The organism is Niallia circulans NBRC 13626 (genome assembly GCF_001591585.1).
In the GTDB taxonomy this organism is placed as follows: Bacteria; Bacillota; Bacilli; order Bacillales; family Cytobacillaceae; genus Niallia; species Niallia circulans.
Genome location: NZ_BCVE01000003.1, coordinates 220993 through 234627, shown reverse-complemented (window position 1 = coordinate 234627; position 13635 = coordinate 220993). Strand labels below are relative to the sequence as shown.

The following is a 13635-nucleotide window of genomic DNA, read 5'->3' as shown; positions in this document are numbered from 1 at the left end:
CTAACTTATATCGAAACGTTTCTATAAAATTCATCTGAAAATGGAGGAAACAAGAATGAATTTCAAAAAGAAATTTGCATTGCTAGGAACCACAGCATTACTTGCAGTAGGATTAATGGCGGGATGTTCTGAGAGTAAAAATGATGCTAGTGACTCAGAAGTACTAACCGTTTGGGGAATGGGAGATGAAGTGAAGCAGCTCCCTAAAATGGCGGAGGAATTTACGAAAGAAACAGGCATTGAAGTAAAAATTCAAGCAATCCCCTGGGCTAGTGCTCATGATAAATTACTGACAGCCGTAGCTTCGAAGGAAGGACCTGATGTCCTTCAAATGGGCACTACTTGGATGCCGGAGTTTCAAGAAGCTGGTGCATTGGCGGATATGGGGCCATTTATTGATAAAAATGATCATTTAAAGCCAGAAAACTTTTTCGAAGGGTCAGTAGAAACAACCAAGTTTGATGATAAGTATTACGGGATTCCATGGGCGGCAGAAACGAGAGTTTTATTCTATCGTACGGATATTTTAGAATCCGTTGGATATAAAGAGGCGCCTAAAACATGGGCAGAGCTTGAAGACGCCGCGAAGAAATTATCAGAACGAGGAGACAATATGTATGGTTTAAATGTCGATTCGAAAGAACAAACACTTGGTTTCATGTTTGCTCGACAAAATGGTTCTGAATTACTGTCAGATAAGGAAGAAGCGCGATTTAACCAAGCGCCGTTTGTAGAAGCAGTGACGTTTTTAAATGATATGATCCAAAAAGGTTATGCGCCTAAACAGGACTTAGGAATGGATGTTTCGCAAACGTTCTCAGGAGATGCTATTGTACCAATGTTTATTAGTGGTCCGTGGATGGTGAAAACAGTCAATGATACAGTGCCGGATATCGAAGGCAAATGGGCAACTGCCGTTCTTCCTGCTGGAAAAGATAATAATGATTCTAGTCTTGGTGGATCGAATTTAACCATATTTGAACATTCGAAGAAAAAAGATCAAGCGGCACAATTTATTGATTTTATGGTCAGCAAGGAAAACCAATTAAAGTGGTTAGAATTAACAAATGCCATGCCAACAGTAAAAGAAGCGTGGAAGGATGAAAAGCTAGCCGGAGATCCATTATATGAAGTATTTGGAGCACAAATGGAAAATTCTCATCCCATGCCATTGATTCCAGAATTTGAAGAAATCGCTCAAAACTATTTGAAGCATTTTGAGAAAATTTATTTAGGTGGAGCAGATGTACAGACAGAGATGGATGCATTTAATGCAGAATCAGAAAAGGTTTTAAGTAAATAAATGAGCAGAAAGGAGTATCTAAAACATTAGAGGAAGCTATCTGAATAAACCGTTCGATTAGAAAAATATCTTTCTAATCTGAATGTGTTAAAAGGAATCTTTCTCTAAAGAGATGCTCCTTTCTATTTAAAGTAAAGGAAGTGCTTTAAAATTGAGAAACTTTACTAGTAAAAGAGCCCCATATTTATTCATTTCTCCTGCATTGCTCTTACTAATGTTGTTTTCCTTAATTCCTATAGTTGTAGCTTTTTTTATTAGTTTTACAGATATCAGCTTAGTTGGATTAGCGGATTGGTCACAGATCAATTTTGTGGGATTAAGTAATTACAAGGAAATCTTAACAGATCCTGTTTTCCTCAAGTCTATTGGAAATACCTTGTTTTATGTAGTGATTGGTGTGCCTTTAGTTATCGCCTGTTCCTTAGGAATCGCGGTTATGATTAACTTCGGGGAAAATAAAATATTTCAATTTTTTCGGTTGATTTTTTATACGCCGTCGATAACAAATGTGGTCGCCGTAGCAGTGGTTTGGAGTTATCTTTATAACCCGAGCTTTGGATTTTTAAACTATTTACTGTCTCTTATCAATGTTTCTCCAGTACCGTGGCTGCAAGATCCGACAATGGCGAAAGTGTCATTAATTATTCTTGCTTTATGGCGAGCAATTGGTACGAATATGATTATTTTTTTAGCGGCTCTTCAAGGTATACCGAAAGAATATTATGAGGCTGCCTCATTAGATGGCGCTAATCGACGTCAACAATTATTTCAAATTACGATACCAATGCTTAAGTTTGCAACTTTCTTTGTAACGATTACGACGATGATTGGCTGGCTCCAGTTTTTCGAAGAACCGTTTATTATGACCAATGGCGGGCCTTTAGATAGTACTACTTCCGTTGCGTTATTTATTTACCGGAACGGGTTCCAATTTAGTAAGTTTGGTTATGCAGCGGCAGGGTCATTTATTTTATTTATTGCGATTATTATCGTTACCTTGATTCAATTCCGCATTCAGCGTAAGAGTGATGAAGAATCATTATAGGAGGAAATAGCTATGCATACATCTCAAAAGCAAATGAGAACTTCAAAGTGGATTGTTGGAATTATTCTTACTGTTGGCGGATTTTTTATGGTCTTACCATTTATTTGGATGCTGCTTTCTTCCCTGAAAACGGATGCAGAAATTATGCAGTTTCCTCCAACTATTTGGCCGCAGGAGATTACTTTTGCTAATTTTAAAGAATTGTTTTTAGCGTTTAACTTTGCTGTGTATTTAAAAAATACATTAATTATCGTCCTATGCTCATTTGGCGGACTAATTTTGAACGCAATGGCAGGATACGGCTTTGCAAAATATAACTTCAAGGGAAAGAATATTCTCTTTTATTTAGTGCTTGCGACAATGATGATACCTGGGCAAGTCACAATGATTCCAGTCTATTTGATTTTAAACGCAATGGGTTTAACAAATACAATGGCAGGGATTGTTCTTCCGGGTCTAGTGGGGGCTTTTGCCATTTTCCTATTCCGTCAGTTTATGTCTACTATATCGAACGAATTATTAGAAGCGGCTCGATTAGATGGTGCGAGTGAATGGAAAATATTTTGGAAAATAATTATGCCTGTTTCACGCCCGGTTATAGCTGTGCAGGGAATATTGACCTTTATCGGTGCGTGGAATTCCTTCTTATGGCCGCTAATTATGGCTAATGATGAAAAGTATTATACATTATCTGTTGGTCTACAGCTTTTAAAAGGACAATATGCAAGCAATTATGCTCTGCAGATGGCTGGTTCTACCTTTATGATTATTCCAATCATTATTGTATTCATGATATTCCAAAAATACATCCTGCAAGGATTCAATGTATCAGGATTGAAGTAAGGAGCATGTAAATGAGACAAGAAGATTTAGTTAAATTAGTGGATGAAATGACAGTAGAGGAAAAGGTAGATCAGCTTCTACAGCTTTCTGCCGATTTTTATACAAAAAAAAGTGAAGAAATGACAGGACCTTTAACTGATTTAGGGTTAACAGAAGAAAATATCAAACAAGCTGGCTCTACATTAGGTTTATCGGGAGCTGAAGAAGCTATTCGTATCCAAAAGGAATATATGAAAAAGCATCGCTTAGGAATTCCAACCTTAATGATGGCTGACATTATCCATGGATTTCGAACGATTTTCCCCATTCCTTTAGGTTTAGGGAGTTCCTGGAGTTTAGAAGCTGCGGAAAAAATGGCGCGAATTTCTGCATTAGAAGCTAGTGTATCTGGTTTACATGTAACCTTTTCACCGATGGTTGACTTAGTGCGCGACCCTAGATGGGGGAGAGTGATGGAATCAACAGGAGAAGATGCTCATTTAAATAGTGAATTTGCGAAAGCGTTAGTGCACGGCTATCAAGGAGAAGACTTGAAAAGCGATACAGAACGACTAGCGGCCTGTGTAAAGCATTTTGCTGCATATGGTGCTCCAGTAGGAGGAAGAGACTATAATACGGTCGATATGTCTGAACGGCAACTAAGGGAAAGCTATTTACCGAGTTACAAAGCTGCTATTGATGCAGGTGCTAAATTAGTAATGACCTCCTTTAATACAGTGGACGGGATTCCCGCAACTGGGAATGAGTGGCTTTTTAGAAAAATATTAAGGGAACAGTTTGGTTTTGATGGGGTAGTAATATCTGATTGGGGAGCAGTGAAGGAATTGATTGCTCATGGCGTAGCTGGAAATGAAAAAAAGGCTGCGGAGCTTGCCATAAAGGCAGGAGTAGATATTGAGATGATGACCACTTGTTATGCTCACTATTTAAAGGAGTTAGTAGAGGAAGAAGTAGTAGACGAAAAACTTTTAAATGAAGCAGTGCTAAGAATTTTAGAATTGAAAAATGATTTAGGGTTATTTGAAAATCCTCATCGCGGAGCAGATGCGGATCGGGAAAAAGAAGTAATACTGTCACAATCTCATCGAAATGCATCCAGAGAAATAGCAGCAAAATCAATTGTATTGCTAGAAAACAATGGAGTCCTGCCGTTATCTGCCAATCAAAAAGTAGCAGTTGTCGGACCGGGAGCAGATTCACAGGATATTTTAGGAGCTTGGTCATGGCAAGGGAAAATGGATGAAGCTGTGTCGTTACTTGAAGGGATGCAAACGAAATCTGCTAATATTCTCTCAGCAGAAGTACCTTGTGATTACTTTGAACTATCAGAAGACATGATTTCAAGTGCACTAAAAGCAGCGAGTCATGCAGAAGTCGTTGTATTAGCTTTAGGGGAACAAGAATGGATGAGTGGAGAGGCGGCCAGCCGAAGTAATATTTCCTTGCCGAAAGAACAGATAAAGCTTTTTAAGCAATTAAAGGATACAGGTAAACCGATAATCGTTACGCTGTATAATGGCCGACCGTTAGATATTAGTGAGCTAGATGGAGCAGCTGCCATTTTAGAAGCGTGGTTCCCTGGTACAGAAGGTGGAAATGCACTGAGTGACATTTTATATGGAGATGTAAACCCAAGTGGACGTTTAAGCATGAGTTTCCCAGAAAATGTGGGGCAAGTGCCAGTTTACTACAATGGAGATAATACAGGTCGTCCTTATGAAGAGAATCCGGACGAAAAATATGTTTCTAAATACTTGGATGTTTCAAATTATGCACGTTATCCATTTGGCTATGGATTAAGCTACAGCGAAGTTGTTTATAACAATTTGCAAGTAGATAAAGAGACCATATCGGAGAATGAAGCCGTGACAGTTACGGTGGAAGTGGAGAATAGAGGCAACTATCCTGTCACAGAAACGGTCCAGCTTTATATTCGTGATCTAGTCGGAGAAGTGGTGCGTCCTGTTAAGGAATTAAAGGACTTTAAGCAAGTTTATTTAGAAAACGGAGAAAAGCAAGTGGTAACATTTATTATTTCGGAGAAGCAGCTTCGATATACCCACAGAAATATGCAATTCATCAGTGATGATGGCGATTTTGAAGTAATGGTTGGTCCAAATAGCATAGAACTTCAATCAAAATGTTTTAAATTAAAAAAGATAAGAGGATAGGGATGAAGATATGAATACTCAAATAGTTACATTGAATGGGAATAATACGACATTTTCATTTCTTCCTAGCGGGGATATATATGAGATTTGTCATAAGGATATAATGGTTAACCAACTCATAGGGAATTTATTAGATGGCAGTGCTAACCAGATCTATTTGCGTGTGTTTAAAAATGGGACAATTCTTTCAACACCATTACTAGGTATTCAATCGGATAGCAAGCTGGCAGTAGGTGAGCGTGTATTAATTTGGAATGGCACCTTTCAAGGAGTATCCTATGAAGTTAAATTTATATTAACTTTACAGGATGTATGGTTCTGGGAAGTTTCTTTACAAGGGAATCAAACAGTAGACTTATTATATGGACAGGATATTGGCATTGCGGCAAAAGGAGCCGTTCAATCAAATGAAGCGTATGTGTCTCAATATATCGATCATTACATCGATTCACAGCACGGATATACAATTTGCTCCAGACAAAATCAGCCGCAAGAGGGTAAATTTCCGTATCTACAACAAGGATGTTTGCAAAAAACAATTGGATTTAGTACAGATGGATACCAATTCTTTGGAAAGTCCTACAAAGAAACAAATATTCCTGAGGCATTACAGAGAGAAAGCCTTCCAACAGAGGTTTATCAGTATGAAATGGCTTATGCGGCCCTGCAAACAGAGAAACGAAATGTACAAGAGAAGCAATCGTTCGTTTTTTATGGTTCTATCTTGGAAAACCATCCAGCAGCCGTAGAGAAACCTTGTTTTACTACGGAACAAATAGAAAAAATTTGGGTAGAAGCAAGCAAGTTGGAACAGGTTACAAAACCAGTAAATAAAATGACGTGTATCGTTAATCAAGTTATCAAAACAGAAAGGTTGACTCCTGAGGAAATAGATGAGTTATTTGGTATTCAACTAGAAAAAGAGATAGTAGATCAAAAACTTTTGTCCTTTTTTACCGATAATCAACGTCATGTTGTATTAAAGGAAAAGGAAGTTCAAATGGAAAGGCCGCATGGTCATATCCTTTTAAGCGGAACTGACTTAGTAGTAGATAAACCGGTAATGGCTACAACGGTCTATATGTATGGAATTTTTAATTCCCAAATTGTTTTAGGGAACACTTCCATGAACAAAATGATGAGCAATAATAGAAATTCACTTAATATAATGAAGAAATCTGGTCAACGGATTTATATAAAAATAAATAATCAGTGGCAGTTATTAGCTATGCCATCTGCATTTGAAATGGGCTTTAATGTTGCTAAATGGTATTACAAGCTTGCGGACGACTTGATTACAGTGACAAATTATACCTCTGTTGAAGAGCATGAGATTAAGCTGAGCATCGAGAGTAAAAAAGGGAAAAAATATGATTTCGTCATTAGTAATCATATTTTAATGAATGATGGAGAGGATTCTGTACCGTTTAAATGGGAACAATCAAATCAAGTCATCACATTTAATGGCACACCAAGTTCAACTGTCGATCAAGGCTATCCAGAGCTAACTTATCATATCCATGTTGAACAACCCTTTACGTTGAAGGATGAAACGGTTTTTGTTTCTCTTAAGGAAGGATCTGACTTCCCGCTAGTCATGTTAGAATTGCTGCAAGAACATACCGTAAACCTTACTATTCAGGGGAATTTGCACAGAGGAAATTATCAGCATCATCAAAAGATCGAAAGTATAGAGACGGAAAGCTATGAACGTTATCTGGATGGATTATTAAATGGTTTTCAGATGAAGCATGAGAATCCGCTCATCCAAGAAGAAGTAGAGAGAATGAATCTGCTTAGTAGATGGTATTCTCATAATATGCTAGTCCATTATCTGTCTCCGCATGGGTTAGAGCAATATGGCGGGGCTGCATGGGGAACAAGGGACGTTTCACAGGGGCCGGTGGAATATTTCTTTGCTGTTAATCGCCCTGAAATTGTCCGTGAGATTTTGAAAAAAGTATATGCAAACCAATTCGAAAATGATGGGAATTGGCCGCAGTGGTTTATGTTTGATCGCTTTGAAAAGATTAAAGCAGATGAAAGTCATGGCGATGTTATTGTATGGCCGTTAAAGGTAGTTGGAGATTATTTAACATTTACAGGCGATACGAGCATATTAGCGGAGTCTATTCCATTTACAGATCGGGATACATTTGCGAAAACAGAAGAGTCTTATCCGTTAATGGAGCATGTTAAGAAGCAAATCCACTATATAGAGGAAAATTTTCTGCCGAATACGTTTTTATCCTGTTATGGAGATGGAGATTGGGATGATACATTACAGCCATATGATAGCAGGTTAAAGAAAAATATGGCTAGCAGCTGGACAGTAGCGCTTACCTACCAGACAATCCGTAATTTAGCGAGAGCGTTAGAGAGCTATGATAATCTGTATGCAGCATACCTTTTTGATTTGGCTAAAAATATTAAAGCGGACTTTAACCGTTTTATTTTAAGCACAGATACTATTCCAGGATTTGTCTATATGGAGGATTCGGATCATGTGGAATTAATGATACATCCAGATGATAAAAAGACAAATATTCAATACCGATTATTACCCATGACAAGAAGTATGATTGCGGAATTAATCACACCGGAGATGGCCGAACATCATTATCAAATTATAAAAGAAAATTTATATTTTCCGGATGGAGTGCGGTTAATGAATCGGCCTGCATCTTATAAAGGCGGCGTAAGCACTAACTTTAAACGTGCGGAACAGGCTGCTAACTTTGGAAGGGAAATTGGTTTGCAATATGTACACGCCCATATTCGTTTTACGGAAGCAATGGCGAAGTTAGGGAAAGCAGAAGAAACATGGAAAGGATTAAATACGATTAATCCAATTGGTCTCAAAGATCGTGTAGAAAATGCAGCTATTCGGCAGAGTAATGTTTATTTCAGCAGTTCTGATGGCGATTTCAAAACGAGGTATGAAGCACAAGAGAATTTTGGTAAACTTAAAAATAGCGGTATTCCTGTAAAAGGCGGCTGGCGTATATACTCCAGCGGGCCAGGAATTTATATTAATCAGTTAATAAGCAATGTGTTAGGGATTCGCCAAACAGCTGCAGAGGTTATTATTGATCCAGTTCTGCCAGAAAGCTTAAATGGTTTAACTGTAACATTTCAATTATTAGATAAGCCTGTAGAGATTAAGTATATACTTAGGTCTAAAGATAGGAAGGCGATCTTTAATGGAAATGTTCTAGAGAACAGACTAGAAGATAATCTTTATCGGCAGGGTGGAATATGCTTAAATAAGGAAGCAATGAAGAAAGTATTACAACAAGAAAATATATTAGAAGTATACTGCTAATAGGAAGGGGTGAAGGCAATGGTAGGGATTAAAGATATAGCTAAGGCAGCTGGTGTTTCTATTTCTACCGTATCCTATGCACTAAATGGCAGTCCAAAGGTAACGGAAGCCACTCGTGCAAGAATAACTGCTATTGCAAATGAGCTCAATTATATTCCTAATATGGCAGCGAGAACATTGAAAAAGCAGGAAACAAAAATTATAGCTGTCTATCTTGCAGATTATGGCGGGAGCTTCTATGGAGAGCTATTAGAAGGAATTAAACGGGGTCTTGCCTATTACAACTACGATATGATTGTTTGCAGTGGGCAGAAGTCCCATCTGTTTCTTCCGGAAAGAATGGTAGATGGGGGTATTATTCTAGATTGGACCTTTAGCACGGATGAAATTATTCAATTTGCTAATCGAGGCCACTCTTTAGTTGTGCTGGATCGAGAAATTAGTTGTCCTAATGTTAGAAAAGTGTTATTGGATAATAAAGGCGGAGCAACGCTTGCGGTGGAAAAAATAATTTCAAGTAATCTGGGAAAAGTTTATTTGGTAACAGGTCCAGAAAAAGCGTTTGATAGCCGGCAGAGGCTGGAGGCAAGTGAACGCGAATTAGCACGCTATGGCGTAGAATATGAGGTTATTCCCTCTGCATTTACGGAGGAATCGGGTTATGCAGCAGCAGAAATCATTCATTCGAAGATGACATGCTCACCGATTACTATTTTTTCTTTTAATGATGAAATGGCTGTAGGGATTTATAAATATTTTAAAGATAAAGATAGAAAGATAGGCACAGATATTTCCCTTATTGGATTTGATAATATAGAAATTGGCTCTTTTCTTAATCCGTCATTAGCGACAATTTCTTATTCCAAACATCGTTGGGGAATGGTTGCAGCGGAAAAAGTGGTTCAGTTGATAAATAATGAAGAAGTCGAGGATGAATGGATAATTACCAGTTTTGTAGAAGGAAAATCATTTATTTCTAATAAAAAGTAGGGGTGGAAAAATGGCTGTCTCTAAAGTGAATTTTCGTTCTGAAGTTTTAGGAAAAGCAACTTCTATGAATATTTATCTACCTGATAAAGGGAATAGCCCCCCTTATTCCTGTTATCTATCTGTTACATGGCTGGTCTGATGATGACGAAGCTTGGTTAACTGCTACATCACTAGAAAGATATGCGTCAGAGTATGAATTTGCGATTGCGATGCCTCAAGTGGATTTAAGTTACTATGCAGATATGGTAAATGGAAATCGCTATTGGACGTTTTTATCGGAAGAATTACCTGCATTAGTGAGAAAGTGGTTTCGTATTTCCGATCAGAAAGAGGCTAGCTTTGTTGCTGGACTATCCATGGGCGGCTATGGAGCAACGAAATTGGCTCTCACTTTTCCCAATCGCTTCAACAGCTTTGCCTCTTTATCAGGAGCAATGGATGCCGTGGAATTGTGGAAGAGGGATAAAGATAGAGACAAAGCATTTGCAGATATTTTTGGATCTATTCAGCAACTGGCTGGCAGTGAAAATGACTTATTCTATCTTTTGGAGAAGCTAAAAGAAGATAGCCAGGTGAAAATGCTGCAAATATGTGGTACAGAAGACTTCCTTTATCAGGATAACTTAAAGTTTAGAGAGAAAGCGCAAAAGAAAATAAGAGATTTTCATTATATTGAAATGCCGGGAGATCATAACTGGGCATTTTGGGATAAAACAATTCAGATTGTATTAAAATGGTTTGATGAGAACTATAAAGAAGCGAATAATTAAAAGAAGGGACTGTCCATTTAGGGATAGTCCCTTTGCTGTTTTCATGAAAGAAGGATGCCTCTTTAGGAAAATTATAAATTCCCCAAAATTCTTGTCCCATGCGCTTCTTTCATTCCTAACTCCGAAGAAAGCAACGGCAGGTTAGCAGATGTTATTCCGCCGCCAGGAATAATAATAATTTTTTCAGCAGCATATTCTATATAACTTTTTAGTGCAGGCAGATTGTTCTCTATTCTGGTTGATAGAGGGCCGCCATGCGTTAAAATACGGTGCACGCCATGGGATGCGAGCCAATCAATTGCTTGCCATTTTAGCTGAGGAGCAATTTCATCAAAGGCCATATGAAAGGTAATCTCCATCCCAGCGGCAGCGTCTATGCATTTCTCCAGCGCTTCTTCATCAATCCAGTTAGCTTTATTCAAGCAGCCGATTACAGCTCCATTTATACCAAGCTCTTTAAAAAGGTGGATATCTTGGCGCATAATATCTATCTCATGCTCGTTATAAATAAAGTTTCCGCCTCTTGGGCGAATGATAGCCATCACCTTTGTATTGGTGTTTCTGCAATAGGAAATCGTTTTTGCCGCAACGCCATAGCTTACTGTTGTTCCTCCAACAGAAAGGTTATCGCATAACTCAATTCGATCTGCCCCTTTTTGGATGGCGCTTGGAACAAGGGTGAAGTTTTCTACACATACTTCTTTTATCATTATTGTCACCTACCAATCTAATTAAGATAGTATCATATATGGACATAAAGGAACGGTATAATAAGTGGCTATTGTTTTCTCTTTCCTAATATGTTAAAGTATTTGGAAAATAAGAGGTGATGGAAATGGTTAAACGCACACTTAGTATCTTTCTTTCACAATTACATCATCATAAACAGTAGTCTTGCTATTTCGATTTAAAAATCGTACATAGGAAGGCTATTTCTCATGAAACCGCATTTGATTAAGTTTTACTACTTAAATCAAGGGCGGTTTTTTATTTTTAAACAGGAGGCTAAAAAAATGAAGAAGATGAATTATCAAAATGTAAAGGGAACACTCGATTATTTGCCAGAAGAGGAAGGAATTAGAAGAACGATCCGCAGAACGATGGAAGATGTATTCATTCAGTATGGCTGCAAGCCGATAGAGACACCAATCCTAAATTATCAAAGCTTGCTTGCTTCTAAATACGCTGGCGGGGCAGAAATATTAGAAGAAATGTATACACTTTCCGATCGGGGGAAAAGAGAGCTGGCGCTGCGATATGATTTAACGATCCCTTTTGCGAAGGTTGTTGCAATGAATCCAACATTAAAAATGCCTTTTAAACGCTACGAGATTGGCAAAGTTTTTCGAGATGGACCAATAAAGACCGGCCGTTACCGGGAGTTCACACAATGTGATGTGGATATTGTAGGTGTTCAATCGCAAGTGGCCGAAGCAGAGCTCATGATGATGGCATTAGATATTTTCAGAAGATTAAAGATGGACGTGACGATTCAATATAATAATCGTAAATTATTAGTTGGATTTCTCCGTCAGTTAAATATTACAGGTCAAATGGTAAACCGTGTGATTTTGATTTTAGATAAAATCGAGAAAATTAGTAAAGAAAAAATAAAAGAAGAACTAAGGGAGGCGGGATTAGACCAAGTGGCGATAGATGCTATAGAATCTTTTTTACAAAAGGACTTGGACGGTATTGTAGAGGAGTATCGACAGTTGGCAGAAAAAGAGGAGATTATCAAACAGGGGTTAGAAGAATGGAATGAATTACAAGCATATTTAAAGCAGCTAGAAATTGAGTCATGTTGTTTGTTTAACCCATTTCTTGCGCGAGGGCTTGAAATTTATACAGGAACGATATATGAAATTTTTTTAACAGATAAAAGCGTAAAGTCAAGCATCGGGAGTGGCGGAAGATATGATAACGCGATAGGAGGCCTAATTGGTTCCCAAGAAACTTATGCAACAGTAGGCATTTCTTTTGGGCTGGATGTCATTTTTGCCGCTCTTTCATTAGAGAATAGCTATTTAGAAGCGGAAAGGCTAGACTACTACATTATTCCAATTGGTCGCCCGATGGAAGCTATATCAGCAGCAAAAGCGCTTCGAGACCACGGTTTTAAAGTGGAATTAGAACTAGGAAAGAAAAAACTGGCAAAAGCTTTAGATAAAGCAAATAAAGAAGGTGTCAAAAAGGTCATTATAATAGGAGAAAACGAGGTAGATGGAAATACGTATAAAGTGAGAGATATGGAAACGGGAGAGGAATGGCTAGAAGCTTTTCAATATTAAGTAGGATGGGGCAGTAGATGGGAGACATTTACTGCCTTTTTATGTTTGTCAGGATTAGAAGCGGTGTCAAAACCCATTTCAAGAAAAAAGGTAAAAGAAAAAACATATCCATATTCCTTTTCATATAAGTTAAAAAAATTACCTTTCCGGTAGCATAGAAAAGCAAATTCTCTAGAAAACTTCATAACAGATTATTTCCACACAAGAGAAGCATACTACAAAAGAAATAATATTTAATAGTAGATATTCGTTGTAATGTTACTTAAATGATGATAACATAAAGTTATGTAACATTATTGGGAGGCAAACCGATGGAATATGTCGATCCTATAAAAGAAATTGAGAGTATTAATGCGATTAAAGAAGTATTAAGAAAACAATCTCAAAGAGACTTGCTCCTTTTTGTATTAGGTATTAATACAGGAATAAGAGTTAGTGATTTACTCGCATTAAAAGTTCGGGATGTAAGAGATGCGTCGGGAATTAAGGAGTTTTTGTATCTTCGTGATTCAGATGAAGTGAAGGCATACTATTTAAATAGTAAAGTGCATACTGAATTGGAGAAATATTTGCAAGAACATGAATTTGAAGAAGATGAATTTCTTTTTAAGTCTCAGAAGAATAATCAACCGATTACTCGTCAACAGGCCTATCGGATTATAAACAAAGCGGCAAAATTAGTTGGAATTTCTGGGAAGATTGGAATGCATACCTTGAGAAAAACATTCGGCTACCATGCCTATCGAAAGGGGATTGCTATTTCTTTATTGATGCATGTATACAATCACACTTCCCGTTCGGAAACATTAAAATATATAGGCATTGAAAAGCACGAAAAGAGATTAGTTAAAGTGGACGTTAATCTTTAATAAAAAACTCCACCAAGTTTGGTGGAGT

At 37.6% G+C, this 13635-nt stretch carries 10 protein-coding genes; 9 read left to right on the top strand and 1 reads right to left on the bottom strand.

Features of this window, described 5'->3' with window-relative positions; all coding sequences use genetic code 11:
* Positions 1-55: 55 nt before the first annotated feature.
* The 7 genes from BCI01S_RS05370 to BCI01S_RS05340 all read left to right on the top strand — a co-directional run bounded on the left by BCI01S_RS05370 (position 56) and on the right by BCI01S_RS05340 (position 10447).
* Positions 56-1303, top strand: coding sequence for a sugar ABC transporter substrate-binding protein (locus BCI01S_RS05370; protein ID WP_061797071.1), 1248 nt, complete (start codon positions 56-58; stop codon positions 1301-1303).
* Between the two features lie 214 nt (positions 1304-1517).
* A complete protein-coding gene (locus BCI01S_RS05365) occupies positions 1518-2348 on the top strand; it encodes a carbohydrate ABC transporter permease (RefSeq protein ID WP_369988880.1) in 831 nt (276 codons plus the stop codon).
* Between the two features lie 12 nt (positions 2349-2360).
* Positions 2361-3191, top strand: coding sequence for a carbohydrate ABC transporter permease (locus BCI01S_RS05360; RefSeq protein WP_061797067.1), 831 nt, complete (start codon positions 2361-2363; stop codon positions 3189-3191).
* Positions 3192-3202: 11 nt separating this feature from the next.
* Complete coding sequence (gene bglX / locus BCI01S_RS05355) at positions 3203-5362, top strand: beta-glucosidase BglX (protein WP_061797064.1); 2160 nt, start codon at positions 3203-3205, stop codon at positions 5360-5362.
* 10 nt (positions 5363-5372) lie between these two features.
* Entirely contained in the window at positions 5373-8687 is a 3315-nt protein-coding gene (locus tag BCI01S_RS05350; RefSeq protein ID WP_061797062.1) for a GH36-type glycosyl hydrolase domain-containing protein, read from the top strand.
* An 18-nt stretch (positions 8688-8705) separates the two neighbouring features.
* Positions 8706-9677: a LacI family DNA-binding transcriptional regulator gene (locus BCI01S_RS05345; protein WP_047940934.1), complete on the top strand. Its 972-nt coding sequence runs from the start codon at positions 8706-8708 to the stop codon at positions 9675-9677.
* A 68-nt stretch (positions 9678-9745) separates the two neighbouring features.
* Positions 9746-10447, top strand: a complete 702-nt coding sequence (locus BCI01S_RS05340; RefSeq protein ID WP_328004437.1) for an alpha/beta hydrolase — start codon at positions 9746-9748, stop codon at positions 10445-10447.
* A 71-nt stretch (positions 10448-10518) separates the two neighbouring features.
* Here the strand turns inward: BCI01S_RS05340 and BCI01S_RS05335 are convergent, their stop codons facing one another.
* Complete coding sequence (locus BCI01S_RS05335) at positions 10519-11157, bottom strand: copper homeostasis protein CutC (protein WP_047940932.1); 639 nt, start codon at positions 11155-11157, stop codon at positions 10519-10521.
* Positions 11158-11460: 303 nt separating this feature from the next.
* On the opposite strand from BCI01S_RS05335, the gene BCI01S_RS05330 reads away from it, so the two are divergent.
* Both BCI01S_RS05330 and BCI01S_RS05320 read left to right on the top strand, forming a co-directional pair.
* Positions 11461-12738, top strand: coding sequence for a histidine--tRNA ligase (locus BCI01S_RS05330; RefSeq protein WP_061797060.1), 1278 nt, complete (start codon positions 11461-11463; stop codon positions 12736-12738).
* 311 nt (positions 12739-13049) lie between these two features.
* Complete coding sequence (locus BCI01S_RS05320; RefSeq protein ID WP_047940929.1) at positions 13050-13607, top strand: tyrosine-type recombinase/integrase; 558 nt, start codon at positions 13050-13052, stop codon at positions 13605-13607.
* Positions 13608-13635 lie beyond the last annotated feature (28 nt).